Annotated in this window: 31 protein-coding genes and 2 pseudogenes; 6 read left to right on the top strand and 27 right to left on the bottom strand. The window is 38.6% G+C overall.

Annotated elements, in window-relative coordinates; genetic code table 11:
- Positions 1–148 precede the first annotated feature (148 nt).
- From MHH52_RS13335 to MHH52_RS13320, 4 genes are all read right to left on the bottom strand, one after another.
- The gene (locus MHH52_RS13335) at positions 149–1,717 is read right to left on the bottom strand and encodes a TPM domain-containing protein (protein WP_340009125.1); all 1,569 of its coding nucleotides are present in this window, start codon (positions 1,715–1,717) and stop codon (positions 149–151) included.
- Positions 1,718–2,399: 682 nt separating this feature from the next.
- Positions 2,400–2,753: an acylphosphatase gene (locus MHH52_RS13330; RefSeq protein WP_340009123.1), complete on the bottom strand. Its 354-nt coding sequence runs from the start codon at positions 2,751–2,753 to the stop codon at positions 2,400–2,402.
- 195 nt (positions 2,754–2,948) lie between these two features.
- The gene (locus tag MHH52_RS13325; RefSeq protein ID WP_340009121.1) at positions 2,949–3,128 is read right to left on the bottom strand and encodes a hypothetical protein; all 180 of its coding nucleotides are present in this window, start codon (positions 3,126–3,128) and stop codon (positions 2,949–2,951) included.
- Positions 3,121–3,354: an aldo/keto reductase gene (locus MHH52_RS13320; protein WP_340009119.1), complete on the bottom strand. Its 234-nt coding sequence runs from the start codon at positions 3,352–3,354 to the stop codon at positions 3,121–3,123. The genes MHH52_RS13325 and MHH52_RS13320 overlap by 8 nt, the downstream gene beginning before the upstream one ends.
- A 68-nt stretch (positions 3,355–3,422) precedes the next feature.
- On the opposite strand from MHH52_RS13320, the pseudogene MHH52_RS13315 reads away from it, so the two are divergent.
- Positions 3,423–3,788: pseudogene (locus tag MHH52_RS13315) on the top strand (zinc-binding dehydrogenase); the annotation flags it as partial.
- A 70-nt stretch (positions 3,789–3,858) separates the two neighbouring features.
- On the opposite strand, the gene MHH52_RS13310 reads toward MHH52_RS13315, so the two are convergent.
- Both MHH52_RS13310 and MHH52_RS13305 read right to left on the bottom strand, forming a co-directional pair.
- A complete protein-coding gene (locus MHH52_RS13310) occupies positions 3,859–4,455 on the bottom strand; it encodes a GNAT family N-acetyltransferase (RefSeq protein ID WP_340009117.1) in 597 nt (198 codons plus the stop codon).
- Positions 4,452–5,132: an HAD family hydrolase gene (locus MHH52_RS13305; RefSeq protein ID WP_340009116.1), complete on the bottom strand. Its 681-nt coding sequence runs from the start codon at positions 5,130–5,132 to the stop codon at positions 4,452–4,454. Before MHH52_RS13305 ends, MHH52_RS13310 begins: the two co-directional genes overlap by 4 nt.
- 128 nt (positions 5,133–5,260) lie before the next feature.
- On the opposite strand from MHH52_RS13305, the gene MHH52_RS13300 reads away from it, so the two are divergent.
- Positions 5,261–5,755 (top strand): DUF6803 family protein, encoded by a 495-nt coding sequence (locus MHH52_RS13300; protein WP_340009114.1) that lies wholly within the window; start codon positions 5,261–5,263, stop codon positions 5,753–5,755.
- A 73-nt stretch (positions 5,756–5,828) separates the two neighbouring features.
- Here MHH52_RS13300 and MHH52_RS13295 read toward each other — a convergent pair whose 3' ends face one another.
- Positions 5,829–7,277, bottom strand: a complete 1,449-nt coding sequence (locus MHH52_RS13295; protein ID WP_340009112.1) for an MDR family MFS transporter — start codon at positions 7,275–7,277, stop codon at positions 5,829–5,831.
- A gap of 150 nt (positions 7,278–7,427) precedes the next feature.
- Between MHH52_RS13295 and MHH52_RS13290 the strand changes: the two genes are divergently transcribed.
- The gene (locus MHH52_RS13290) at positions 7,428–7,976 is read left to right on the top strand and encodes a PadR family transcriptional regulator (RefSeq protein ID WP_340009110.1); all 549 of its coding nucleotides are present in this window, start codon (positions 7,428–7,430) and stop codon (positions 7,974–7,976) included.
- 59 nt (positions 7,977–8,035) lie between these two features.
- Here MHH52_RS13290 and MHH52_RS13285 read toward each other — a convergent pair whose 3' ends face one another.
- The 4 genes from MHH52_RS13285 to msrA all read right to left on the bottom strand — a co-directional run bounded on the left by MHH52_RS13285 (position 8,036) and on the right by msrA (position 12,120).
- Positions 8,036–9,442, bottom strand: coding sequence for a HAMP domain-containing sensor histidine kinase (locus MHH52_RS13285; RefSeq protein WP_340009108.1), 1,407 nt, complete (start codon positions 9,440–9,442; stop codon positions 8,036–8,038).
- Entirely contained in the window at positions 9,439–10,146 is a 708-nt protein-coding gene (locus tag MHH52_RS13280) for a response regulator transcription factor (protein WP_340009106.1), read from the bottom strand. Before MHH52_RS13280 ends, MHH52_RS13285 begins: the two co-directional genes overlap by 4 nt.
- Positions 10,147–10,242: 96 nt before the next feature.
- Positions 10,243–11,433, bottom strand: a complete 1,191-nt coding sequence (locus MHH52_RS13275; protein WP_340009104.1) for a cell wall-binding repeat-containing protein — start codon at positions 11,431–11,433, stop codon at positions 10,243–10,245.
- A 174-nt stretch (positions 11,434–11,607) separates the two neighbouring features.
- A complete protein-coding gene (gene msrA / locus MHH52_RS13270) occupies positions 11,608–12,120 on the bottom strand; it encodes a peptide-methionine (S)-S-oxide reductase MsrA (protein WP_076194248.1) in 513 nt (170 codons plus the stop codon).
- 164 nt (positions 12,121–12,284) lie between these two features.
- Between msrA and MHH52_RS13265 the strand changes: the two genes are divergently transcribed.
- Entirely contained in the window at positions 12,285–13,193 is a 909-nt protein-coding gene (locus MHH52_RS13265; RefSeq protein ID WP_340009103.1) for an aldo/keto reductase, read from the top strand.
- 68 nt (positions 13,194–13,261) lie between these two features.
- On the opposite strand, the gene MHH52_RS13260 is transcribed toward MHH52_RS13265, so the two are convergent.
- Positions 13,262–13,756: a hypothetical protein gene (locus MHH52_RS13260; protein ID WP_340009101.1), complete on the bottom strand. Its 495-nt coding sequence runs from the start codon at positions 13,754–13,756 to the stop codon at positions 13,262–13,264.
- The gene (locus tag MHH52_RS13255) at positions 13,731–14,069 is read right to left on the bottom strand and encodes a MerR family transcriptional regulator (RefSeq protein ID WP_340009100.1); all 339 of its coding nucleotides are present in this window, start codon (positions 14,067–14,069) and stop codon (positions 13,731–13,733) included. Before MHH52_RS13255 ends, MHH52_RS13260 begins: the two co-directional genes overlap by 26 nt.
- Before the next feature lie 460 nt (positions 14,070–14,529).
- On the opposite strand from MHH52_RS13255, the gene MHH52_RS13250 reads away from it, so the two are divergent.
- Positions 14,530–15,060 (top strand): GNAT family N-acetyltransferase, encoded by a 531-nt coding sequence (locus tag MHH52_RS13250; RefSeq protein ID WP_060623953.1) that lies wholly within the window; start codon positions 14,530–14,532, stop codon positions 15,058–15,060.
- A gap of 99 nt (positions 15,061–15,159) precedes the next feature.
- Here the strand turns inward: MHH52_RS13250 and MHH52_RS13245 are convergent.
- From MHH52_RS13245 to MHH52_RS13200, 10 genes and pseudogenes are all read right to left on the bottom strand, one after another.
- Positions 15,160–15,375 (bottom strand): annotated as a pseudogene (locus MHH52_RS13245) (insertion element protein); the annotation flags it as partial.
- 63 nt (positions 15,376–15,438) lie between these two features.
- A complete protein-coding gene (locus MHH52_RS13240) occupies positions 15,439–15,720 on the bottom strand; it encodes a methyltransferase domain-containing protein (protein WP_340009099.1) in 282 nt (93 codons plus the stop codon).
- Between the two features lie 58 nt (positions 15,721–15,778).
- Positions 15,779–16,408 carry a class I SAM-dependent methyltransferase gene (locus MHH52_RS13235; RefSeq protein ID WP_340009098.1) on the bottom strand — a complete coding sequence of 210 codons (630 nt, stop codon included), beginning with the start codon at positions 16,406–16,408 and terminating at the stop codon, positions 15,779–15,781.
- Between the two features lie 74 nt (positions 16,409–16,482).
- Complete coding sequence (locus MHH52_RS13230) at positions 16,483–16,881, bottom strand: Rrf2 family transcriptional regulator (RefSeq protein WP_313641362.1); 399 nt, start codon at positions 16,879–16,881, stop codon at positions 16,483–16,485.
- A 202-nt stretch (positions 16,882–17,083) separates the two neighbouring features.
- Positions 17,084–17,488 carry a hypothetical protein gene (locus MHH52_RS13225; RefSeq protein ID WP_340009095.1) on the bottom strand — a complete coding sequence of 135 codons (405 nt, stop codon included), beginning with the start codon at positions 17,486–17,488 and terminating at the stop codon, positions 17,084–17,086.
- Between the two features lie 67 nt (positions 17,489–17,555).
- Positions 17,556–18,329: a DUF817 domain-containing protein gene (locus MHH52_RS13220; RefSeq protein WP_340009093.1), complete on the bottom strand. Its 774-nt coding sequence runs from the start codon at positions 18,327–18,329 to the stop codon at positions 17,556–17,558.
- 72 nt (positions 18,330–18,401) lie between these two features.
- The gene (locus tag MHH52_RS13215; RefSeq protein ID WP_060623959.1) at positions 18,402–18,617 is read right to left on the bottom strand and encodes a helix-turn-helix transcriptional regulator; all 216 of its coding nucleotides are present in this window, start codon (positions 18,615–18,617) and stop codon (positions 18,402–18,404) included.
- A 10-nt stretch (positions 18,618–18,627) separates the two neighbouring features.
- Complete coding sequence (locus tag MHH52_RS13210; RefSeq protein WP_340009091.1) at positions 18,628–19,101, bottom strand: DUF2975 domain-containing protein; 474 nt, start codon at positions 19,099–19,101, stop codon at positions 18,628–18,630.
- A gap of 204 nt (positions 19,102–19,305) precedes the next feature.
- Complete coding sequence (locus MHH52_RS13205) at positions 19,306–19,521, bottom strand: helix-turn-helix transcriptional regulator (RefSeq protein WP_313641366.1); 216 nt, start codon at positions 19,519–19,521, stop codon at positions 19,306–19,308.
- Positions 19,522–19,531: 10 nt separating this feature from the next.
- Positions 19,532–20,014 (bottom strand): DUF2975 domain-containing protein, encoded by a 483-nt coding sequence (locus tag MHH52_RS13200; RefSeq protein WP_340009089.1) that lies wholly within the window; start codon positions 20,012–20,014, stop codon positions 19,532–19,534.
- A gap of 507 nt (positions 20,015–20,521) precedes the next feature.
- Here MHH52_RS13200 and MHH52_RS13195 point away from each other — a divergent pair.
- On the top strand, positions 20,522–21,973 hold the full coding sequence (locus tag MHH52_RS13195) for an IS1182 family transposase (protein WP_340005788.1): 1,452 nt from the start codon (positions 20,522–20,524) through the stop codon (positions 21,971–21,973).
- Positions 21,974–22,144: 171 nt separating this feature from the next.
- Here the strand turns inward: MHH52_RS13195 and pgsA are convergent, their stop codons facing one another.
- The 4 genes from pgsA to MHH52_RS13175 are packed head-to-tail and all read right to left on the bottom strand — an operon-like array spanning position 22,145 to position 24,510.
- Positions 22,145–22,696: a CDP-diacylglycerol--glycerol-3-phosphate 3-phosphatidyltransferase gene (pgsA, locus tag MHH52_RS13190; RefSeq protein WP_340009087.1), complete on the bottom strand. Its 552-nt coding sequence runs from the start codon at positions 22,694–22,696 to the stop codon at positions 22,145–22,147.
- On the bottom strand, positions 22,680–23,339 hold the full coding sequence (locus tag MHH52_RS13185; protein WP_340009085.1) for a phosphoribulokinase: 660 nt from the start codon (positions 23,337–23,339) through the stop codon (positions 22,680–22,682). The genes pgsA and MHH52_RS13185 overlap by 17 nt, the downstream gene beginning before the upstream one ends.
- Before the next feature lie 36 nt (positions 23,340–23,375).
- Positions 23,376–24,260, bottom strand: a complete 885-nt coding sequence (locus tag MHH52_RS13180; RefSeq protein ID WP_340009083.1) for a GNAT family N-acetyltransferase — start codon at positions 24,258–24,260, stop codon at positions 23,376–23,378.
- A 25-nt stretch (positions 24,261–24,285) separates the two neighbouring features.
- Positions 24,286–24,510 (bottom strand): DUF3977 family protein, encoded by a 225-nt coding sequence (locus MHH52_RS13175; RefSeq protein ID WP_340009081.1) that lies wholly within the window; start codon positions 24,508–24,510, stop codon positions 24,286–24,288.
- Between the last annotated feature and the right edge of the window lie 122 nt (positions 24,511–24,632).

Here is a 24,632-nt window from a genome sequence, read left to right as displayed (position 1 = left end):
CTATTAATATCTAACCTTATCATAGACGATAAATTTCATGAAAAGTTTCTATTAAGTAACAACCTAAAACAAATAAGTAACAACCTAAAACAAAACAAGCAGGCTTCCAATAATTCGGAGACCTGCTCATCTTTACATTCTCAGCAAATTAGTGTCTTCCTGCTCCTCCACCACTGCTAGCGCTACCCCCACCACCAGATGAACCCCCACCACCAGATGAACCACCACCACCAGATGAACCACCACCGCCGGAAGAACCTCCTCCACCTGAGGAGCCTCTATCATTGTTAGAGTAACTACTGCTGGAAGAACTTGAAGAATGTCTTCCTGCACCTCCGCCACTACTGGAACCTCCACCACCACGGTTCTCGTTGCTTGAGGAATATCGTCCTGCTCCACCACCATTAGTAGAGCCGCCTCCACCGCTGTTTCCCCAAAAGCTTGAATGGGAATTATTTGATGGTGTGTTTCTATGATGATGGTGATAATAACGTCTATGCCAACGTCTACCATAACCGTAATCCGCTTGACCGTACCAATTTCCATACCGTCGAATATTTCTTGGGCTATATGGATTAAATGGCAAGCCATACATTTCAATATATTTATTGCGACGTGAAAGTCCATATCCGAACAATATAAGCGGGCCAAACAACAATGCGTACATTAGTAGACCCTTACCTATACTGACCCCGGTATCCTTTGCTGAAGCACTTGTAGAGGAAGAAGTTGAACCAGCTGTGCCTCCACTATTTCCCGTAGTTCCTGTAGCTCCCGTCGCTCCAACTGAATGATCTGCTCTTGCCAACAAGAAACTGTACAAAGCATTGGAAGTCGCCGTAGCTCCCGTTCCGTAATCTTTTTTCACAAATTGGGGCTCAAGTACGGTATCCAAAATATTGCTGATTGCATCGTTAGTTAGAACCTTGTCGATGTCCTTCCCTTGAAGAACATGATAGTTGTCTCCACCAATGTCTAGCACGAGCATAACATCCTTAGGACCTGCGGCAACGGAGGCAAACTTCATATAGGTGTAATCCTGAAGTGTTTTATCTCCTGCATTCTTTACAGTAACCACATAAATTCCGCTGCCAGTTGTAGTTTTATATCTATTGCTAGATTCGTTCAAATAATCCTTTGTCACTTTATTGAGTACACCGGCATTGTCGGATACATAGTTTTTGGTACCGACATTTTCCACCCAGGTCCCACCCATGGCTTGAATAAAAGCGCCATACGTTTTGCGTGCGCCATTACTATAAGTTTTAGCTGCAAAATCCGGCTCAAGATATTGAGAAAGAATTTCTTTAATCTTACTGTTAGGCAACGTGTCCTCAATACCCTTACCTTGTACCGCCCAGTAGTCATCATCTTTTATAGAAAGCAGCAATAGAAGCCCGTTATTCTTATCAGCAGAGCCTACGCCCCAGCTATTGAATAGCGAAGTTGCATACTCTTCCATCGAAACTCCATTTGTAGAATCGACTGTCACCACCACGACTTGAGCGCCCGTATCCTGGTGTAATCGAATCCCATAGTTCACCATGTAATTCTCAGCTTTCTCGTCGATCACATTCGCAAAATCATTCACATAAAATGACCCGGTATGCTTAGGCACCGCGGTTTTGGCTGAAGTCAAAACCGGAAGCAGCAGTACACTTAACATTAGAGTAGCAAGTGTGGTAAGTAGCATTTTTTTTAAAGTTCTGTAGTTCATATGTACCTCCTGATCTATCATAATCTCTCTTATTTATCGGTTACGCTCAGCTTACACAATAGTTCCATTTTATTCTAATCAATAAATTACACGGCGAAGAATGACATTTCGGCCATCTATTGTTCAGAGAAAGCAAGGCTATTGAGACTATCATTTAATTTAAATAGCGGCAGCCTATGACTAAAATAATCGTAGGCTGCCGCTTTCCTATTCGATGCTGTACTTGTCAATAATATGTTATATGAAGCGCCTAGACCTCCTTATCTACATAAAAAGATCAGCACGCTGATGTTTAGATATAGCAATAATAATAAAAATAATAATAATCAAGTTAATCAGTATTGCTATCAAAAAATCTGATAATTTATTATGATCTCTACGAAATATTAATCGATTTGTCTGAAATCCTAATGATATAGTGACTGAATAACTGACCATCGAACTTATCAAATACTTCAACACCATATATAAAACAAGCTATTGTTAAAATGATCAGAAGAATGAACTGAGAAACTTTAGTCCCAATTAATCTATTCATGTTTTTATCCTCATATAGGTGTTTGTTAAATGTTTTTGATAACACGAAATACCCAACGATAGAAGGCTCTTATCTTAGTCTGTTTTCTGCTGTGAACCCTGTTAATACTAAAACTTTCATGCATTCAGCTTAACTATATGTACTTTATTTCACTATTGAAAAGTTTTCCTCATTCTCATTAATAGGCAGATCGATCATAGTCACTTTCTTTACAGATGCCCGTTTCAATGACTGCATGCAATGGACTAAAAAAGAGATCTCCTGCTCTCCTCCTTGCAATTCTACCTCTACACTTCCGTCTTTTAAATTTCTAACCCATCCCGTTAATTTCATTCTTTGAGCAATAGAATATATCTCCAAGCGGAATCCTACATTTTGAACTCTACCGGAAAAAACTACTTTTTTTCTAGCTATTGTGCTTGATGAAAACTCCAGTAACTTAATGCGGTTTGCATGCCAAATCACATAATTATTTCTTAATTTCTTGAAAACACTCATCCTCTTCACACTCCTTTTAGTTGAACTACCACGATTTATGCTATATTGTATCATAACCATTGGTAAAATAAGGTGATTTATTGATCGATCCTCAATCACTCATCCAAAGATACTCTCACAGAGCTACCCCTTCCTTAAGTTTCCATCCATTCTTAAAACACAAAAAGACTCAACATTGTGCTGAGCCTCCTATTTTTATATAAATTCAGAACTAGAAATTAAATTATCTGGGTCTGCACCCATCCGATGATTTTGATTCAGTTCGTTAATTCTCGCCACTTCTTCCGTGGACAATTCAAAATCGTATACATCGGAATTCTCAATAATAAGCTCCACTTGGCTTAATAGCGGATGGAGTTCCACTTTATCAACCATAGGTTTGACTGTGGCCTCTGTTAATTAGGTCTTCTATGTAATGAATTTGAAAATTTGAGACACCAATGACACGAACCTTACCGTCACTATATAGTTTTCCAAGCGCTCTCCAGGTGTCTTTGTAATTGCCTTTCACAGGCCAGTGAACCAAATATAGATCTACGTACTCCAGACCTAATTTGTTAAGACTGGACAAATTTGTTGTAGGTCGGTTCAATCTATTCATTAAAATCAAACAGCGCAGTTGTTAAATAACGTTCCCCGGTATCCGGCAAAATCACCACGATCGTCTGGGTTGGAGATAAAGCTGTAGTATTCGGTGCTGGTCCAATCGGTTTGCTTGTAATTGAAGCTTTGAAAGCATCCGGCGCAGCAGAAATCTATGTAGTAGAACTTTCTGAAGAACGTAAGAGCAAAGCCGAAGAACTTGGTGGTATTGTAATCGATCCTAAACAATATGATGTGGTCGATGAAATTCAAAAACGTACCAATGGTGGCGTGGATGTTGCTTTTGAAGTCACAGGCGTCCCTCCAGTTCTTACGCAAGCTATCAATTCCACTAAATTAAGTGGTCAAATCATGATCGTCAGTATTTTTGAAAAAGATGCTACGATTACTCCAAACAACATTGTGTTAATGGAACGCAACTTGACGGGTATGCAGCCTAGTGGCTGAACTATAGAACAAGAGTCCTTCTCATTAAGAGAGGGACTCTTTGCTTTTTTTATAATTATGTGTACTTCTCATTTAATAAATAGTGAAGATTCTCTTTTACCGAAGGCCATTCTTTATCCAAAATACTAAAGACAATATTATCATGAATCGAACCGTCAGATCTGATTCTATGCTGGCGTAGAACCCCTTCTTTTACAGCCCCTAATCGTTCTACTGCTCTTTGTGATCTCAAGTTAGTCTTCACCACTGTAAATTCTACACGAATCAGCTCTAGCTTTTCAAAGCAATAGTGAAGCAGTAATGACTTGCCCTCTGTATTCACACTAGTTCTCCAGTACTCAGGCGAGATCCACGTACATCCGATTTCAGCACTGCGATGGATCAAATCCGGGTGCATGATTCGAGTAGTTCCGATAATTTGTCCAGACGCTTTTTCAATGATGACGAAGGGGATTTGCGATCCGTTTTTTTGATTAGCGAACGCTGTTGTGATTAAATCTTGCACCTGCTCGTCCGACGTTATTTTTCGCCAAGTAAATTCCCAAATGATTGGATTTTTTAACACTCTCACTAGCCCTTCTACATGGCTTTCATCCATTGGAACCAGCTTGATTGTAGAGCCCTCCAAGATTGAATTAAGATGTTGGCTCATTTCGCACATCGCTCTCTTAATGATATATGTTGGATGATATCCGCAATTTCTTCTACACGATAGGCGATATGATCTGCCCCAGCTTTCTCAAGTTCTTCCTTAGGCCCGTAACCAAACGTTACACCGATAGATTCCACTCCACAACCTTTGGCTCCGATGATATCATGCTCACGGTCCCCAATCATTAGCGCTTCCTCTGGAAGAATAGCATTCTGATCAAGTACGAACTGAATAACAGCCTTCTTCTTGGAACGGGTACCATCCAGATTACTACCTCCGATATGCTCAAAATAATGATCTAGTTTGTAATGCTCAAGGATTTGTTCTGCAAAAACAGTAGGCTTGGAGGTGGCTACATACAATGAATATCCTTTATTCTTAAGGCCTTCCAGCAATTGTGGTATACCATCAATCACCATATTCTCAAGCAGCCCAACAGTGCTGTAACGCTCACGGTAGAAGATAACCGCTTGTCGCGCTTGTTCCTCTGAGAAATGATGTAGCTCAATAAATGAATCGTAAAGAGGTGGGCCTATGTAAGGAAGAAGCATATCCAAATGCTCGATCTGAATATCAAATTTGTTCAATGCGTATTCTACGCTTTTTGTAATGCCTTCTTTAGGGTCCGTTAATGTCCCATCCAAATCAAATAAAATACTTTGTAGTCCTCTTCCCACGGTTGTCTTGCTCCCCTCGACTGTTATTAATGGATGTATTTATAATACCTTCGTTTCTACATACTTTCCACATACTTCTCGAATACGATCAGTACGAAAGTTATTTTTATAAATCGGAGGAGTATTTTATGAATATGACGCATTATATGTCTTTGCTAGCGGATAATCAGCCTTGGAACTTGATTTTATTCATGGCGATCCCCGTGATTTTTGCTGAGACGATCACCGTTACAGAGTTTATTATTTTGTTCACCAAGAATCTAAAGGGCTCGTTACGGACCTTCAACAAAGTCTGTAGCATTCTCGCCGGATTGTACTTCACGGGTGTATTCCTCTACTTGTTCCCTACCGCGTTCATTCCTTTATCAGTGAATGGCGAGTGGCATACGTGGGTGGACGTGGTAGTCGTAGGTTTCTATTTAAGCGGAGTGCTCTTCTTATTACCACTAGCTTTGTTAGATCTTGGTCTGATCGCTCGCAAACGTACGGAAGCGGAGAAAATGAAGCTTCATTTTATGCTCATCAGTGGATTCTTGGTTGTAGCGCATATCGCGATGATCTTTGGGATGATCAATCCGGAAATTGTGGGTAGTATGGGCGGTATGGACGGTATGATGCATTAACTAAGCATCAAAAAATTAAAAAAAGCAGATCAAGGCTAAGCCCTTGGTCTGCTTTTCTAATTTGATGAGAAGGTTATCCCGCACTTGGGACAGATACTACACTACGCTTCTTGCGCAATAAAAACATAAGTGGTAATCCAAACAATACGATAATTGAGCCGACTACGAATACATCATTCACACCCATCGTGAACGATAGTAATCGTATCGAATCTGTGTTACTTGCACCTGAGCTGATTAACTCTTTAGAGTGAAGCATGGATCTAGTAGACAATATAGAGGTGAAAACTGCAATCCCGAGTGAACTTAACACATTACGAACCCAGTTGTTGATCGAAGTGGCATGACCCGACCATTCGACTGGAATTTCCTCCATAGATGCCGTACTGCTAGGGACGTTCGCCAATCCGATTCCTAGATTCCGAACGACCATCGCCCACATAATAAAGCTGTAAGAAACGTTCGTATGCAGCCGACTCATCATGAATAAGCCGATGAAAATAAATACAATACCCGCGGAAATTAACTTCACAGGCCCAAACTTCGGATACATCTTACCCACAATTGGACTTAACAAAGCGAGGAGGATCGAAGATGGTAATAAGATTAACCCCGTTTTAAGCGTTGTTGCTCCTTCTACCGTTTGTAAGAACAATGGAGTTAAGTAGGTTCCAGCATACATCGCTATCGTCACCAAACTGTAGATACTAAGCATGGCAGTAAAGCGGCGATTTCGGAAGACACGCAGATTCAGCAGAGGCACTTCCGCCTTCAGCTCGTGCAAGACAAAGAAAACTAGAAGAACGACACCCACAAGTATTAATGATAAGGTTCTCCAGGAGCTCCATCCCCAACTGTTGCCTTGGCTAAATGCGGTTAACAAAGATAAACTGCCCAGTACAACGGTAAGGAATCCAGGAATATCAAATGACTTCGGAACATTCATTCGATAGTAAGGAATTAACACTAGGGTTAGAATAATAGCAATGATTCCAATGGGGATGTTAATTAAAAATAACCAGTGCCAGCTAGCATACTGAAGTAACCATCCGCTAAACGTCGGACCTATGGCTGGGGCAACCATCGCGGACAGCGACCACAGGCTTACGGCGAAAGGTCTGCGTTCTGCCGGGATCACTTGAAATATGATGGTCATCGTACAAGCCATAATCAGCCCACTGCAAGAACCTTGAAGCATTCGAAATACAATCAGAGAGGTTGGATTCCAAGCTATTGCACAGAGTAAGGAGAACATGGTGAATCCTATCAAGGCGAATAGATAAAGTCTCTTATAGCTGAATCTCCCACCCAGATATCCTGCAAGTGGTGCAGTTACACCCGTAGCGAGCATAAAACCTGTAACCATCCATTGCATAGTGTTCAGGTTCGAATGGAAATGATTCATTAAAAGAGGAACAGCAATGTTGATGGTCGTTGTACTTAAGACAGAAACGAAGTTTCCAAAGAATATGGCAATCATTATAGGCCAAAAATGTATTTTACTTTCTTGCTTAACGTCCACGCTACCCCTCCTTATTTTTTATATGTCTACTTTTACATATATAATTTAACTTAAATAATGTTATAATCGTATGGGTAATATGTCAATGATGACATAGCCCCAAAAATCACAATAATAACGGATTTATAATAACTGGAGGGCTTCAGAGTAATGAATACACTGTCTTATGGACTTCTTGCTTTACTTAGTGCTAACTCGTTGTCTGGATATGAATTAACACAGAATATCAAACCGTTATGGCGAGCCGGACATAGTCAAATCTACCCTCTTCTAATGGGCATGGAGCAGCAAGGTTACATTTCATATCAACTCATTGAACAGTCGGATAAGCCGGATAAAAAGGAATACTCCATTACGGAAGCAGGACTTGAGCAATTGCGGAAATGGGTGGAAACACCAGCTGAGCCTCCAGTTCTAAGGGACGAGCTACATTTTAAGCTGTATAGTCTATGGCTCTCCAAACCCGAGGAGGCAAAAGAACTTCTACAAAAACGAGCGGAGTTTTGTAAAAGCGAGCTGGAGCGTTACAAGGTCTTGCTGAAAGCCAACGAAGTCTTGCGTGATGAACGAGGTGAGACTCGTGAATTAAAAGCAACGACTTTTGGACGCTATTTACTGATTCGGAAACGAGTGCTGGATATGGAGAGCTCTATACAATTTTGCGAATGGGCACTTGAAGAGCTTGAACCAGCAAAATAGCTTAGTTGACTGCAAGTAAAAAGAGACTTCGCGTATACACGCAAAGTCTCCTTTTGCTCTTACTTTTCGGATTTTGGTAATCTAGGCAGTTGGACCTCGCAACGGGTTCCGATTCCAGGCTGACTTGTAATCCGAATGGTGCCTCCATGTAATTCCACATGCTTTTTTACAATAGAAAGTCCAAGACCTGTACCCCCGTATTGCCTCGATCGTGATTTCTCAACTCTGTAGAATCGTTCAAAAACATAGGGTAGTTCTTCCTCAGGAATACCTATTCCGGTATCTTCTACAATAAATACAGCAGAATCCTCGTCAACATCCTCATTCACATGGACAGTAATCTCACCTTCATCCGTATAACGGATCGCATTCTCCAGAAGATTCATCATAATCTGTTCCATACGCTTTTCATCTCCACGAACTCTATACGAATCTCCATGATACGTAATCTTCAGCTGAATTCCCTTCTCTTTGGCTTTCAGTTCCACTCTGCGTACCGCTTGTTCTGCCATATGCTTAAGATCTATCCAATCCAGCGTAAGTGTGACTTTACCTTCCTCCATCTTTGCCAGTTCAAATAGATCATCTACCAGATGCTCGAGCCGATGCGCTTCCTCGTGAATAATATCCAAATACAGATCTCGCTCCCCTTCGGTCTCATAAAGACCATCCTTTACGACCTTGGTATACCCTTTCAAATAGGTGATGGGTGTTCGCAGCTCATGAGAAATGTTGGCTAGAAATTCCTGACGTGTATCTCTGTATCTTTGCAGATCTACAGCAAGGTCATTAATAGCTCCTGCCAAAAATCCGATCTCATCGTTGCTCCTTATGGAAAGTCTAGTTTCTAATTCACCAGCAGCGATTTTTCGAGTCGCCTTTTGCATTTTGATCAGCGGTCTTGATAACAGCAAGCTAATTATTCCCGTGATCCCTAGTGCCAATATAAAAGCCCCAATTCCTGCGAGCAGCAACAAGTTACGGATAGAAGCCAAGGATTGCTTCATGTTCTCTGTAGAGGACATTACATAGAGTGCAGACTGGATGGCGTGACCATCTGAAATTGGTTTTCCTGTGATGAAATATCTATGTCCTGTAGGATCTGTATACTCAAAATTCACACTTTTTCCGGCAAATATCCGACTAATATCTGAAGCATTTATGAATGAACGATCTGCGCGGTCATGAACACCCGAATGTAGAATTACACTACCGTCTTTTGAAATATTAAATATACTCACGTCCGAAAACTCTGCAAAAGTACTCATCATCTGCTCGTTTGAACTATCCGGCGATTCAGCCATTCCGATAAAGTGAGAGGTTAGCTCCTCGGTTTCTTTTTGCATCTCGTTGTAATAAAAGCTGGTAAACATTCGGTCTATTGTAATCCCAAGAATAAGCAAAACAACTAAAAAAACAGACATAATGACCGACCCGAGCTTCAGTCCGATAATATTATTCTTCATATATGATTACCTGGGATCTCAAATTTATAGCCTAACCCCCATACCGTCTGAACAGGATTATAAGACAGGCCAGCCTTATGTAATTTCTCGCGAATATTCTTAATATGTGTGTCGATGACACGGTTCTCACCCTCATAATCATTGCCCCATAAACGCTCCACTAGTTCTTCTCTCGTAAAGACACGGTGAGCATTTTGCGCCAAGGCCGTTAGCAGATCAAATTCCTTGAGTGTAAATTCAACTACTGTATCAAGAATATGTACCTCACGAGCTTCCGGGTAAATCGCTAGCTCAGGGTAGGTCAGAACCTTTTTCAGAGGTTGTTGGGTCAATGTAAGCAGCGAACGACGGAGCAAAGAATAAATCCTTGCCACTAATTCTTCCGGCTCGAAGGGTTTGGTGAGATAGTCATCCGCGCCTATGCCAAGGCCACGTACCTTGTCTTTGGTTTCCGAACGGGCTGTAAGCATTAGAATGGGGACAGAGCTAACCTCTCTAACGGCTTTACAGACCTGCCATCCATCCATATCTGGCATCATCACATCCAATAGGATTAGATCAAAGTTATGTTGTTTCAACAGAGTTAGTGCTTCATGCCCCGTTGACGCTTCTCTAGTCGTTATTCCTTCTTTCGTTAAATAAATCCGTATTAAATTCCGCATGTTCCATTCATCATCAACGATCAGTACCTGAAGCTTATTCAAGTCGTTCACCCTCTTCGTGGCCTAGTTCTTCTTATTATACAAAATAAACACAGAACAAGCCGACATCATTCCTAATGATGCCAGCCCGTCATACCCTTAGTGACCGGAATGTGGATTGCCTCCTGTAGCCGGTGAGATTTCCAGCATATCATCGATTTCACTTTGGGCCTTCTCTTTTATTGCGCTGATGTCCCCAGTTAACCAAGCATGGTTATAAGGCCCTTCCGCTGGTGAATCTTGAAATTTAGGTTGAAGGGTCATCATATATTCCATCACGGAATCTGGCAACCCGTCTTTTTCCGTAAAGATAAGTGGCGCGTGTTTCCCTAAATGTGAAAAAGGTGCAGAGGCGATCGCCAACATCGTTGAATCGGTTGTTAACAAAGACAAGTTATGTCCAGGCGTCGTTATGCCCCAGCCGAATCCGTTGCTAGCGTCCTTAAATGTAGCAAAAGCAATGGCATTCTCATAAGCGTTTTTTCCAGCTATACGGGTTACTGTTCCGTATTCTTGCAATTGCTTTTCTACAGATGTTGATACAACGTCTTCAGGCCCTAAGATATAAATCGTAGCCGTACCTCCGCGTTCTTTCAAAGCATCGACCGTGGAGCTTGGAATTTCTTCTTTTGTTACATAAAGTAGCGGCTCTGGCATATGGGCAATCCAGTTCACTGCAGGAAGCGTGTACTCAGGACTATCCATGGAACCTACAATGACTGCCTTTGGAAGTTCACCGGAGGCTTTTGCGTAATAAGTATCAATGGCTTGAGCTACAGCTGCTGGCTCGTCCCCTTCGATTTGGTCTACTTTCAGATCCACTGTCTTTAATTTTTCTTCCACATTTGAAGCCATGGGCCCGACGAGCACTACCTGTACACCATTATTTCCTTCCGCACCTAAAGGATTCAATCGCTTAAGTTCTGCTAATGTTACCTCGGGAACACCGTCTTTAGTTGTAAACAGAATGGGGCCATTATTCGGATGATGAATCAAATCCGCACTGACCGCGGCAATCTGCCAATTGCTCACATCCGTTAACACTACACTTGAGGGTCTATTGTTTTTGGTCTGTGCGGTCCATAACGTTTGTGAGACTATAACTGCTGCCTCAATAGGGTCAGAAGTGTTAATGCGTGTTGTGTTTTTTGTTGCTATCCAGGGTTGATCTACTGACGATATAACAGCTTGCTTGTCTGATCCAGATGAGGTGTTAATGCTCGATTGACAGCCAGTTAACACTGCACTTAGAAGCAATGTAACAGCAACTATGGGTATGATTTTTTTCATCCTAAACCCTCCATTTTGATTTTCTCGCTTGATTTAGAGTAGTTTAGTCTATAAATGTGTAGAAAGTATGTAGAATTTAAAATAAATAAAATTTGCATATGATAAAAAAAGCACCCCGTAAGCCACGAATGACAAAGGATGCTCTTAATTACTTTAGAAGTTATGTTTCAGTGATTACCAGTGTTTAGCGATAAAGGTATCCCGTCCGGATTGCTCACGATCCTCTTTATAATGCTTAGGATTCTTGTGATGATAGTCCTGATGATACTCTTCTGCTCGATAAAAGGTTGGCGCTGGAAGGATTTCCGTCACGACTGGTCCTGAGAATCTACCACTGACAGCAACCTGCTCCTTCGAGGCAAGGGCTGCTAATCGTTGTTCTTCATTATAATAAAAGATGGCTGTCCGATATTGTGTTCCTCTATCCTGAAATTGTCCACCATCATCCGTGGGATCAATCTGAGGCCAATATAATTCTAGCAGCTTCTCGTATGAAAAAAGCGCCGGATCAAATGTAATTTGTACCACCTCGTAATGTCCTGTTGTTCCGGTTTTGACTTCTTCGTAAGTTGGGTTCTCGGTTAATCCTCCAGCATATCCTGATACAATCCCTTGGATGCCTGGTAACTCCTCAAATGGTGTAACCATGCACCAAAAGCATCCACCTGCAAACATTGCCTGTTCCATATGTTCAAGTCTCTCCCTATCCATCAGCCATCTAGTAAATAACATATGCTATGACGATAATACCTATAGGTTATAAAGTCAAAGGAAATCAAGCATGAATATTCGAATTCAATAATATAAGACGTTATAATATAACAATCAACGGAATCAGAAAGGAACAACCTATGAATAAGAATCGCTTGGGGCAATCCGATTTATATGTAAGTGAAATAGGACTCGGGTGCATGTCCTTAGGTACGGATGAGGCAAAAGCCATTTCCATTGTCCATGAGGCGCTCGATCAAGGCATTAACTTTTTAGATACAGCCGATCTGTATGATGAGGGGCGCAATGAAGAGATCATCGGTAAGGCGATTCGTCGCCGCCGCGGAGATGTGATATTGAGTACAAAAGTGGGCAACCGCAGAATTTCAGGCCAAGAAGGCTGGAGCTGGGATCCATCGAAATCCTATATCAAATCCGCAGTCAAAGACAGTCTCAGACGCCTCCAAACGGATTATATCGATCTGTATCAGCTGCATGGCGGAACAATTGATGATCCGATGGATGAGACCATTGAAGCCTTTGAAGAACTTAAGCAAGAGGGGCTAATCCGATATTATGGGATCTCTTCTATTCGACCTAATGTCATTAGAGAGTATGTAAAAAAATCAAACATAGTCAGTGTAATGAGCCAATACAGCATTTTAGATCGACGTCCTGAGGAAGAAATTCTCCCTCTGCTGGCCGAGCATGGGATTAGTCTAATTGCTCGGGGTCCTTTGGCGGGTGGCATCCTTTCGGAGAATGGCCGCAGCAAGGCAGAGAAGAAGTACTTAGATTACAGTAGTGAGGAGCTTCTGAAATTGCATGATCAGCTTGTGCAGGAAACGAGTCACTCTCGCCCCCTAGCACAAACGGCACTTCATTATCCGCTAGCTAATCCATCCGTGGCTGTGATTATCCCAGGAGCGAGTAGCATGGAGCAATTGAAGAAAAATGTAACGGTTGCTGAGACAGCCCCGCTGTCTTCGGAGGAACTCGAAATGATTCGAGAGTTGAGTAAAGCTAATCGTTACACACTTCATGTGTAAATGTAGTCCATCCTATATAAAGCACAAAACACACGTCAATCGTACTGGTGCTTTGTGCTTTTATTTTGTTATCGTTGCGGGAACCGAGAAATGAACTTTTCATTGGCCACATGTAATTTTTCGAGATACGTTCTATACGAACTACTGATTATTTTCAAATTTGAAATAAAAATATCGTAATAACCTGAACTCTTTTGAAACTCAACTAAAATTTGCTGCATCCTATAAGCAGGACTAGCTTTAAAATCGTCAGAATTACGATATTCTAAATAGCCAACTACAGATTCATGATTAACCTCCAAGTAGTTATCCAAGTCATTCATAATTGAATCAAAGTCTGCAGCCATTTTCTTTAGATGTGTCCGTGACAAAGCATCGAATGATTCTGCAAGGAATACTTGCAAATCCTCCGGGAACTCCAAATTACCCATATTATCAAGGAATTCAACTATTCGATTATAGGCAATAATTTTGTCATTCGTATCAATCTTCTCGTCAAAGAATTTTCCGAAGTGAAAATACAAATACAGTCCATAATTACCTGGAAAAGCTAGAAGACTCACTTTCGAGCAAATAATTGAAGCAATCAAATTGGACTTTTTCTTGCTGCAAGAGAAATTCTTTAATAAATTTGAAATCATGTAGCGCTTTAGATTTATCTTTACTCGTTAGAATTAGTTTAATATCAGGAACACTCAACCCAAGTTTTCTGTATATAGCAATCTCTTTCAATATAGCTATGTCATCTTCATTGTAATTTCGATACCCATTCTCAGAGCATTTTAAATCTAGAAGTCCTTGTTGCTCATAATAACTAATGGATTTTTTTGTTATATTACATATTTTCGAAACTTCACTTATTAACAATGCTATCACCTCAGTATCATTCTAAACTGATCCCTTAGGTAACAGTCAACACTTCAAAAATAAGAGCGCCAGTCTAGTAACTGTAACGGGTTACGTTTTGAAGTGCTTTATATAAAATTTTATAAGTATTCACAGATAAAATCACAAAGTATATTTACTAATAAAACCTAAAAATTTAGTCAAAAGCAAAGGCGTTTTCACCTGTGCTTTTAGATTTTATATTAAGCATAATCATTAACTTGAAATTGAATTTAGTAGAAAATTAGATATAAATGTTGTATAATATTGGTATTCGTTTTTACAAATTTGTTATAATTTGTGAAGTGAATATTATTTTTATTTAGCAATCTATTAATATATATAGATTTAATTTTAAAGAAAGGAGAAATTTTCATGAAAGTAGAAATTTTTAGACCAGTTAAAATTATAGGAGGTATACATCTCCTATAGAATAGAAAGGGAGATAAAGATGGAAAGTATAGTTTCAGATAGATTAATTATTAGAAAGTTTAAGGAAAATGATTGGCATGATTTATATGAATATTTATGTGATGAAGAAGTTGTTAAATTTGAGCCTTATGATATTTATTCTGAAAATCAAGCTAAAGAAGAAGCAATTAATAGAGCAAATAATGAATCCTTTTATGCAGTTTGCTTAAAAGAAAGTGGAAAGTTAATTGGAAACCTATATTTAAGTAAAGGAGACTTTGATACTTGTGAATTGGGTTATGTTTTTAATAGAAAGTATCAAAGCAAGGGTTATGCCACAGAAAGTGCAAAAAGATTGCTTGACTACGCATTTTCAGATTTAGGGGCAAGACGTATTATTGCTATGTGTAGTCCAAAGAATACTGGTTCTTGGAAGCTTCTTGAGCGTTTACAAATGAGACGTGAAGGTCTGCTTTTACAAAATGTTTATTTTAAAACCGATAGCAATGGACAACCTATATGGTTTGACACATATGAATATGCTATATTAAAATCAGAATGGCATAAGTAATACGATTATAAATACAGCAAAATAATAAGTATAATATATATACAATATTATTTTCTTGTGTAGCACAGGCTAATAACCTGTGCTATTTTCATAAAAAAATTATCTAAAATATATTATATCTTTGTAATCAAAATCTTTATCAGTAATACCAAGTCTTTGTGCAGGGGTCAGCTCTTTATCCCAAACTTTTGTTGTCCAACAAAAGTTATAAAACGTTCTAAATATAGTTATTATTTGTTGTGCATATTTAGGGTTGTAGTTAGCATAAATATAGCTTTTCCCATCTGCTCGTGCTGTTATTAAAGGTCTCTCTAAAGGACCGAGCATCAGCGAAACATCATAGTTCTCATCAGGTATTCCTTCTAAATCTATCGCATTCTAGTTATGAAACCCGTCAAATTGCTGAGTTAATTCTAGTTCAGCTGCCTTTTCCGTTGCTACTTCAACTAATTTAGGTGTTATGTCTGAAAGGGTTACTTTATATCCGAGCTTAGCCAGTTCCATGGCGTATTTACCGGGTCCTGCGCCATTATCCAGCACCTTCCCAGTTGATGGCATATATTTCTTGATATAATGCAGATTAATAATGAACTCTAATGGTTCTCTATCCAGCCTACCCCACTCGTCAAAGCTTGAGTAATAATCAATAATATTGCTCATCTGCATAACTCCTACCTTCTTTTGAAATATACTATCTTCGATATGTCAAACTTCTCGCTTATAGTTCTTTCTTACATTTTACCATTATAAAATTTATTGAAGGTTTATTCTGCATGTTTTTATTAGGCTCATCCATTTCTGAAAACTCTACCAGTCCATATTTTTCAAATTCTTGTGTTATGGAGTCAGAATCATAAAAGAAAATTTTCACGCCATCCATGGTCTCAAAATAATCTTTATCTAATTGCTTACCCTTTCCGAACATTGGGGCTTTTTTTGAAACCGTTGTAAAAATCATAAATCCATTTGGTTTTAACTGATCATAACAATCCTTAATAAACTTCTCTCTTTCACGATGATTCAATAAATGAATAAGTGCATAGCAAAATATACCATCATAGCATTTGTTATCAAAAGGCATGTCCGTTACTGAACCATGAAAAATGCCTATATCAATTCCATTTTCCCTCGCCAAATCAATCGCTGTTTGGGAAATCTCAATACCTGTTACATTTATTCCACTCTCAATAAAAACCTTTGCATTTCTACCATATCCAATACCTGGTACCAGTATATCCTTAACATTCTTTTCAAGAAAAAAGTCCTTAGTCACGATTGCGGAGTCTGTAGGTTCAAATCCCCACATCGTTTGTTTTTCTATAAAGCTTGATTCCCAGAATTCCGTCATACCTCATTCTCCTTTATATTAAAGTCATTACGGACTTGTATTATCCTTAATAGTTCCCAAAAAAGAACGGATCTTTACTCCGTCTTCATTGTTTTCGCCAAATCTGCAATTTTCTTATTCTCCAAGTACTGCTCCATCTGTCTCTCAGCGTCAATCACAACCTGTTGAATCAGGCACTCGCTTCCGTGATCCAGACTACATTCGAACAAAGAAGCAGTCCCTTCGATCGCATGGATAATATCCAGAAAAGAGATATCTTCGGACTTCCGTCTGAGACGATACCCCCCGTTTGCACCGGGTGCAGATTGAATCAGTCCAGCCTTCACTAGCTTGGTCATCATTTTAGACAGATAGGTTTGTGAAACACCCAGCTTCTCAGCAAGCAATTGAACGCCTACTGGCTTATCGGACGCCGCAGTCACCAGATAAAGCATTGCATGAAGCGCATAGTCTGTCGCTTGGGAATATTTCATTCAGCACCTCCATTAACGACTTTGAAAATCCATAATAACTCTAATCGTTAAAAAAGACAAGCATAGGCAATGTGCGCCATCGGTTTTTCGAGCTGCATTTATATAACTTTCAATTTGCTTTGTAAGTCTTTAGTTAAATAAAGCAATAAATCATCATCGACCATGACTGGTTGTCCTGGTATGACCGGAACATTGTTATACGTCATTTAATTTCCCTTACAACAGGTTCCGATGTTGAAATAATATCAACGACATGGTCAATACAACAGATCCCATAGTGCTTATAGGGTCCTGGAAAATCCTTTGATGCGAATATTCCATTAGAAATAAAATCAAGATACCTTGATTTCTTATAAATCCTAAATATTTTTCCGTCAAATTCCTCATAATCATCCCAAGAAGTAAAGAATTCATTTCTAATCGAATATGCAATGTATGAGTAAAAATCAACTTGTATTAATGAAGAACTTTTCTCTCCAACCATAAGTGGTTCAGGTATATCACTAACTTTACTTTTACAAAAAGATAACCTTAGTTGATTTACCTCTGGCTCTATTAGACCAAAGAATAACACATCCTGCAATTCTTTTAAATCTGTATATTTCATCTCATCTCCTCCTCATCACTAATTTATTCTCATTCCATGTACTACTATTTCCTTTGAAGCTGATACTCTACTCTTTCGCTTTACGGTTAGCTTTAACATGTTTGAGCTGAGCAACTATAATGACACTAATAATGACCAGAAGGAACCACGAACTGATCTTATTGACACTAACCACATGCCATACATAATTCTGATCAGGATATTTCCAAGCATTAAAGAATGTAGCGATATTCTCAGCTAACCAGATAAAAAAACCTACTAAGAAAAAAGCCAGTGTCAAGGGCATCCGATAAGTAGTGTTTCGTACCCGATAAATGATCCAAGTTTTCCAAAAAACAATGAGCACAAGCCCCTTTAACCACCAGCGAAAATCAGGAATAAAGTGATGCGTGAAAAAGTTCAGATAGATGGCTGCTCCGAGCGATCCCGCAGTAGCAAGTCCCGGCCAGCCGGTCATATCCATTTTCAGTCTACGCCAAATTTGACACATATAGCTCGCGACACTCGCATACATAAACCCGCTATAAAGTGGTACTCCAAATACCTTGATAAGCCCGGGCTCAGGGTATGACCATGACCCCATTCTTATCTTATAAATTTCCAACAGCAAACCAATAATGTGAAATACACAGATGACTTTAATTTCATCTAGTGTCTCTAATCCAGTACGGTACATAAGATATTGAACGGTAAGCAATATAATAAGAATGGCATCATATCGGTAAATATAAGGCAGATCTATTACGTTAGAGAGAGCTAATGTCCCAAAGATCGCAATAGGAAATATGCAACTCATCGCCTGATGATAGCCAAAATGCAGGAGCTGTGTAATTGATTTCAATGATGCTCTCTCCTTTCCAGGTCATGCAATGCTAATCTTTTCATTCTGCAGTGTCTATTACTCATTTACATCTTAAGTATCTTCGTCCATTAGGTATTCTAAAATATCTCCAGGCTGACATTCTAAAGCTTTACAAATCGCATCAAACGTTGATAATCGAATCGCTTTTGCTTTTCCATTTTTCAATATAGAAAGATTAGCCATTGTAATTCCAACCCTTTCTGTAAGCTCTGTAACGCTCATTTTTCTTTTAGCTAACATCACGTCAATATTCACTATAATCGCCATTATTTTCACCTCAGACTGTTAAGTCATTTTCTGATTTTATTTCTATGGCATTTTTTAAGAGCTTTTGAAGAACAGCAGCAAAGACCGCTATTACTATTGGAGCGCAAGTCATGACAAGTCCGAGTACTATGAGACCTGGTGCATCGGCTTCTTGTGCCATTTCGTAAATAAGTGGCATGCCCGCCGCATATAAGATACTGATGATGATTGCACAGTATATTATATTTTTTAAAGCCTTAATGGATAGTTCTGAGAACGCTTTGTTCGTGTCAATGTAGCTTAGAAGTCTTAACGCCTGATATAACGCTACGAAATATGCCATCACCGTTGCATATACCCCTATAAGAACGGGATAAACCAAATACATCGGATAATCTCCAGCTGCCTTATTAGGTATCGTAGGCAACCAAAAAATACACAAAGCAAGAACCGGAATTCCAATAAGAATAACAACTATCTTTAAAAAGAGTGTTTCTCGTTTCATAAACTGCACCTCACAAAGTTAATAATGTGAATTCAATTTATCACATCATTTATCGTTTTACAATATATTTTGATTGTATTACAAATATTTTTTATCTTTAATAACAAAGCAGGGCCCCCTCCTCATAAAGATCGAGGAAGGAGCCCTGCTAGGAAATGAAGTGATCATAAAAAAACATAAGAGGAGATATTGTTCATTTATATCTTAAGTGTCCTCTTCACTTTTGTATTCTAAAATATCGCCAGGCTGACATTCTAAAGCCTTGCAGATCGCCTCTAACGTTGATAATCGTACCGCTTTTGCCTTTCCATTTTTCAATATAGACAGGTTAGCCATTGTTATTCCAACCCGCTCCGAAAGTTCAGTTACGCTCATTTTTCTTTTAGCCAGCATCACGTCAATATTAATAATAATCGCCATTGTTTTCTCCTCAGACCGTTAAGTCATTTTCTGATTTTATATCAATAGCTTCCTTCAAAAGCTTTTGGAGAACTGCAGCAAAAACTGCAATCACCATGGAAGCAAAAATCACGACCATAGCGATAACTATGATACCCGGGGCATCATCTTTCTCACCAATGAGATAATAGAGCGGCATCCCTGCAACATACACACCACAGATTGTAATTGCACAATTTTTTATATTTTTTAATACCCGTACAGATATTTCCGAGAAAGCATTGTTCTTGTCAATATAGCCTAACAGTTTAAAAGCTTGATACAGTGCAATATAAAAAGGTATCGCCGATGCATACAAATCGATGAAAATGAGATATTTAATAAAACTATAATCGGGATATAATTCTACTGCAAAATTCGCAATTGCAGGTACGAAAAATATACACAAAGCAAGTACTGGAAGTCCAATAAGAACTATAACGATCTTTAAAAAAAGTGTTGATCCTTGTTTCATAAAACACACCTCACCAAGTTATTTTCAAAATTGAATCTAACATACATTTTATCGTTTTACAATATATTTGGATTGACTTATAATATACTTCTTTATAATCGTTATTTCCTTCCCTTTTATTCTTATACTAAGATAATGCTTGAAAAGGCTCCCGATTAGTCGAGGCCACTGAAAAAGTCCAGTTACTAATTTAACTTAAGGCTATACATTTAAGGAGTAGGTTTAACTACGGGGAATATTTGGACTACCGGCCGCTGTTGTCTCCAGATTTCTTGATTAAATCGCTATTTGCGGTTGAAATCCGGAGACAAAGGCGGTCGCTATCGCTCCTCCAGTTCCAAATTTCCCCTTCGCTACACCCCTCTAATGTTTTTAAGTTCAAGTTATAAAGGCGCCTTTTAGAGGCCCATGAAAACTCCATTCCAGGACACCCATCCTCGATCTTTTCGAGGATGGGTGTCCTGTTTTGCTGTATAATGATTGTATTAATTTCAGGTGGTGACTCGGATGATTTCAAACCAACAATCCCTTAACCTCAGTCCATTTATGGCGATTTACGATATCGTCGTACCTAAAGATAATATGCTACGACAAATAAATGACCTCGTAGATTTTTCTTTTGTTCATGAAGAATTACAGAATAAATATTGCCTAGATAATGGTCGCAATGCCGTGCCTCCTATTCGTATGTTCAAGTATTTATTACTAAAATCGATTTTCGATTTATCCGATGTGGATGTCGTAGAACGTTCTAAATATGACATGTCGCTCAAATACTTCTTAGATATGGCGCCTGAAGACGATGTCATCAACCCTAGTTCACTCACGAAGTTTCGTAAACTTCGGTTGAAAGATGTGAACCTGCTCGACATGCTGATTCAAAAAACGGTGGAAATTGCATTGGAAAAAGAAATCATTAAAAGCCGCGCAATTATTGTGGATGCTACCCACACGAAATCACGATTCAATCAGCAATCACCCAAAGAAATATTGATGGAGAAGTCTAAGCTGTTGCGCAAGGCCGTTTATCAAATCAATGAAAACATGAAAGATAAATTCCCGCCAAAAACAACTACAAACGAATTAGTGGATGAACTGGACTATTGCCAAAAAGTAATTGACGCCGTGGAAAAAGAAGAAAGTATCCGCGAATATCCAAAGGTAAAGGAAAAGTTGAACTACTTAAAGGAAATCGTAGAAGATCACGTGGAGCACCTTCAATTTTCTAATGATCCAGATGCACGTGTGGGTCACAAAACAGCCGACTCTTCTTTTTTTGGCTATAAAACACATATTGCAATGAATGAAGAACGTATTATTACAGCTGCAGTAATTACAACAGGTGAAAAAAGTGATGGAAAACAACTTCAATCCTTGATTACTAAAAGTCGTAAAACGGGTATGGAAATCGATACGATCATTGGAGATACAGCCTATTCTGAGAAAGAGAATATCCAATATGCCCATGAAAATGGATTGCAATTAGTATCCAAATTACACCCATTAATTACGCAAGGAAAACGTAAAAAAGAAAATGAATTTGAGTTTAATAAAGATGCAGGAATGTACGTTTGTAAAGCCGGACAGATGGCAACTCGCAGGGCACGTACGGGGACAAAAAATGTAGGAGCAAATCAAGTAGATACCTATTACTTTGATATCGATAAGTGTAAGCAATGCCCCTTAAAAGAAGGTTGTTATAAAGAAGGAGCAAAATCGAAAACCTATTCAATCAGTATCAAATCAACGGAGCATAGCGAGCAGCACGCGTTCCAAGAAGGAGAATATTTCAAAGAAAAGTCAAAAGAGCGCTATAAAATTGAAGCGAAGAATAGTGAATTAAAACACCGACATGGGTATGATGTGGCAACTTCCTCAGGTCTTGTTGGCATGCACATGCAAGGGGCAATGGCCATATTCGCTGTCAATCTCAAACGAATATTGACGTTAATAAAGTAAAAAACATGAAGAAATCATAAAATAAAGGCGAAATCTTACTCGGAATGGAGTGAAATTTCGCCTTTATCTATTTAGGTACATTTTACAGATTCTTAAAGCATACGTTTTTCAGTGCCCTCGATTAGTCAGCAGCCTTTTTGTTTAGCCCTTGTTTCTTAAATTATTCTTCTCTCAGCTCTCTATTTTTAAAGAATGATAGTTGTTTTTTATGTAGTTAAAGCCAGAATAGACAGTTATGATTAATGCAAAATAGATTAAAATTTGATCAATAGGAATATTCGTAATAAAGGCGAATGGATGATTGTCTAACATAACAACTGTAATCGCAACCACTTGAGATACCATTTTAATTTTGCCGTATCGATCAGCTTGCAACACTATTTTCTGAGAGACAGCGACAAGTCTAATCCCTGTAATGATAACTTCCCTTGCTACAATAACTAATGCTACCCATGCGTATAATCTATGCTGACTTACTAGTAGGATCAACGCAGCAGATATGAGTAACTTATCCGCCAATGGATCAAGTAACTTGCCAAGGTTCGTAATCTGATTATATTTCCTAGCAATATACCCATCTAGTTTGTCAGTGACTGATGCGAGTATAAAAACAATGGCTGCATAATAAATTCCATCTGGCCAATCAGGATATTTTGAAAAAAGTAGAATGAAGATGGGGATTAATAATATTCTGGCGATAGTTACTTTATTTGCAAGATTCATAATTCCCTCCTGAATTCATAAGAATATAACCTTCATTGGAATTTTGTAAAACGATATCAAAGTTTCGATGGAAAGGATGCATAAACAAATCATACTGAATTCTACGTTCTTCATGAGATTTTTTTAAATCATTAATATTTGTTCCTCTTTCAGAGACATCACGTAGACTCCTCCTCATCAATTCAGTGTCTCCATCCGTATATAAGTACACTTTCAGATCAAACAAGTTCGGGTCTGCAAAAGCAACGCTCATGCCTTCTACAATATTCACTCTGTTTTGTGAAGCTATCATAGTACTCTTTAAATAATTCGTGTCTATTGTATAAAAATCTAAACCATCTCGCATCATTCGAATGTCTCTTTCTAAAGCGGATATATTATGAGCAGCAGGGTGACAAGCTGTCATTTTATTATGATGATGTTCATTGTTATATTCATAGTCGATTACAGTGTACTTTCTAAGATGAGAACCGATAATATAGGGGTCAGTATTCATATAATTTACACCCTCATGTCCCAGTAGCTTTAAAAGATTATGGGCAAACGTTGTCTTTCCAGATGCACCATGACCCGATATCCCAACGGTGACTCTTTTTACCTCACTGCTTATCGAATTGGCTATTTTATATAATACCTTATCCATATATTCCTCCATCTTGTCGTTATATATTTGAACCTATTAATAATTCTCGGGCGGGGCACTAAGTCTAGTGTCTGGTCTAAAATACTTGATATAGTTATGGTACATTTCTGTCTCTTTAAATCCAAGACTTTCATATAACGATTTTGCAAAATTGCCTTTGACTACTTCAAGGGTAACCTTATCCTCGCCCTTGCGAATAATCTCATTAACAAGAAATTTAACAAAAGCTCTACCATAACCTCGTGATTGATGTTCTATCGAAATAGCAACAATACTTATTTTATTTCCTGCTATTTTCCCTATAGCTACTATAGTGCCATCAACTGTCATTACAAACATATTATCTTTATTTTTCGTAAACTGTTCCCGTTCCCATTCCACAGGTGTATAAAAAAACGAAGGATACATGCCTATACGCTGACGCATATGATAAAATGCTAATTCGCAAACTCTGTCCCATTCAAAGTAATCATTCTCCTCATAATTTCTAACCAGGATATTCTCTGAAGGAAAAGGGTCGCCCATTCGTTCCATAATATATGAGGTAAAGTATACGCGATAATTATTTCTTTCCAAGACGGTGATTAATTCAACATCGCTAGAAAGAACATTGAATACTGTATGCTCTACTAATTCATTATGTATAAGTACTTTTTCATATTCTTCTATTAACTTCGATCCTACATCCATTATGTCATACTCATTACTAACAAATAGGGTCGCTTGTGGTTTTCTTCCGAACCCATTAAATGAAAGAAAGCCTAAGAGTGTATCCTTAATGAGGGCAACCAAAATATTATCTTTGTTGGTCTCTTCATCCTGACAAAAAATCTTCAATAGATCATTATTGTGAAGTAACAATCGTTCAATTTGCGCCTTATCTCTTAGCGGACTATATTTGTGTATTAAAAAAGGGGGCATCTTGCTCCTCCATTCTAGAGACTTGTTATACCAAAAATAATCTTAAACGCGTTATAACTTTTCTATTTTTTTTAAAACCTTCCTTTAAGTCTATGATAACTACGGTTTTGCCAATCCAAATCCTGACATATAGCGAACGGAACCTTACCGGTTTCACAATTCCTTTTTCTTCAAATTCAGTTCCATCCTCTAACTCTGTTTCAGTTCTAATAAACCATGTATTGCCAAGACCAAATTCAATATATTTCATATATCTAGCACACTTTCCTCCCAAGTGATTAGATGAGCCCATTCATTTTATCATACTAATTAGGATTAATCTGGTAAAGAATAATTATTGTTAAACTACCTTATCTAATAGAAAAATAGGCT

The sequence above is a fragment of the Paenibacillus sp. FSL K6-0276 genome (assembly GCF_037977235.1).
In the GTDB taxonomy this organism is placed as follows: domain Bacteria; phylum Bacillota; class Bacilli; order Paenibacillales; family Paenibacillaceae; genus Paenibacillus_AQ.
The sequence above is the reverse complement of the archived record's forward strand: the minus strand, read 5'-3'. Positions and strand labels throughout refer to the sequence as shown.

Excerpts from the sequence above, each read along its gene's own strand:
- MHH52_RS13335 (WP_340009125.1), bottom strand. The coding sequence starts at position 1,717 with ATGAACTACAGAACTTTAAAAAAAATGCTACTTACCACACTTGCTACT.
- MHH52_RS13330 (WP_340009123.1), bottom strand. The coding sequence starts at position 2,753 with ATGAGTGTTTTCAAGAAATTAAGAAATAATTATGTGATTTGGCATGCA.
- MHH52_RS13325 (WP_340009121.1), bottom strand. The coding sequence starts at position 3,128 with ATGGTTGATAAAGTGGAACTCCATCCGCTATTAAGCCAAGTGGAGCTT.
- MHH52_RS13320 (WP_340009119.1), bottom strand. The coding sequence starts at position 3,354 with ATGAATAGATTGAACCGACCTACAACAAATTTGTCCAGTCTTAACAAA.
- MHH52_RS13310 (WP_340009117.1), bottom strand. The coding sequence starts at position 4,455 with ATGAGCCAACATCTTAATTCAATCTTGGAGGGCTCTACAATCAAGCTG.
- MHH52_RS13300 (WP_340009114.1), top strand. The coding sequence starts at position 5,261 with ATGAATATGACGCATTATATGTCTTTGCTAGCGGATAATCAGCCTTGG.
- MHH52_RS13290 (WP_340009110.1), top strand. The coding sequence starts at position 7,428 with ATGAATACACTGTCTTATGGACTTCTTGCTTTACTTAGTGCTAACTCG.
- MHH52_RS13285 (WP_340009108.1), bottom strand. The coding sequence starts at position 9,442 with ATGAAGAATAATATTATCGGACTGAAGCTCGGGTCGGTCATTATGTCT.
- MHH52_RS13275 (WP_340009104.1), bottom strand. The coding sequence starts at position 11,433 with ATGAAAAAAATCATACCCATAGTTGCTGTTACATTGCTTCTAAGTGCA.
- msrA (WP_076194248.1), bottom strand. The coding sequence starts at position 12,120 with ATGGAACAGGCAATGTTTGCAGGTGGATGCTTTTGGTGCATGGTTACA.
- MHH52_RS13265 (WP_340009103.1), top strand. The coding sequence starts at position 12,285 with ATGAATAAGAATCGCTTGGGGCAATCCGATTTATATGTAAGTGAAATA.
- MHH52_RS13250 (WP_060623953.1), top strand. The coding sequence starts at position 14,530 with ATGGAAAGTATAGTTTCAGATAGATTAATTATTAGAAAGTTTAAGGAA.
- MHH52_RS13240 (WP_340009099.1), bottom strand. The coding sequence starts at position 15,720 with ATGAGCAATATTATTGATTATTACTCAAGCTTTGACGAGTGGGGTAGG.
- MHH52_RS13235 (WP_340009098.1), bottom strand. The coding sequence starts at position 16,408 with ATGACGGAATTCTGGGAATCAAGCTTTATAGAAAAACAAACGATGTGG.
- MHH52_RS13230 (WP_313641362.1), bottom strand. The coding sequence starts at position 16,881 with ATGAAATATTCCCAAGCGACAGACTATGCGCTTCATGCAATGCTTTAT.
- MHH52_RS13225 (WP_340009095.1), bottom strand. The coding sequence starts at position 17,488 with ATGAAATATACAGATTTAAAAGAATTGCAGGATGTGTTATTCTTTGGT.
- MHH52_RS13215 (WP_060623959.1), bottom strand. The coding sequence starts at position 18,617 with ATGGCGATTATAGTGAATATTGACGTGATGTTAGCTAAAAGAAAAATG.
- MHH52_RS13210 (WP_340009091.1), bottom strand. The coding sequence starts at position 19,101 with ATGAAACGAGAAACACTCTTTTTAAAGATAGTTGTTATTCTTATTGGA.
- MHH52_RS13205 (WP_313641366.1), bottom strand. The coding sequence starts at position 19,521 with ATGGCGATTATTATTAATATTGACGTGATGCTGGCTAAAAGAAAAATG.
- MHH52_RS13200 (WP_340009089.1), bottom strand. The coding sequence starts at position 20,014 with ATGAAACAAGGATCAACACTTTTTTTAAAGATCGTTATAGTTCTTATT.
- MHH52_RS13195 (WP_340005788.1), top strand. The coding sequence starts at position 20,522 with ATGATTTCAAACCAACAATCCCTTAACCTCAGTCCATTTATGGCGATT.
- pgsA (WP_340009087.1), bottom strand. The coding sequence starts at position 22,696 with ATGAATCTTGCAAATAAAGTAACTATCGCCAGAATATTATTAATCCCC.
- MHH52_RS13185 (WP_340009085.1), bottom strand. The coding sequence starts at position 23,339 with ATGGATAAGGTATTATATAAAATAGCCAATTCGATAAGCAGTGAGGTA.
- MHH52_RS13180 (WP_340009083.1), bottom strand. The coding sequence starts at position 24,260 with ATGCCCCCTTTTTTAATACACAAATATAGTCCGCTAAGAGATAAGGCG.
- MHH52_RS13175 (WP_340009081.1), bottom strand. The coding sequence starts at position 24,510 with ATGAAATATATTGAATTTGGTCTTGGCAATACATGGTTTATTAGAACT.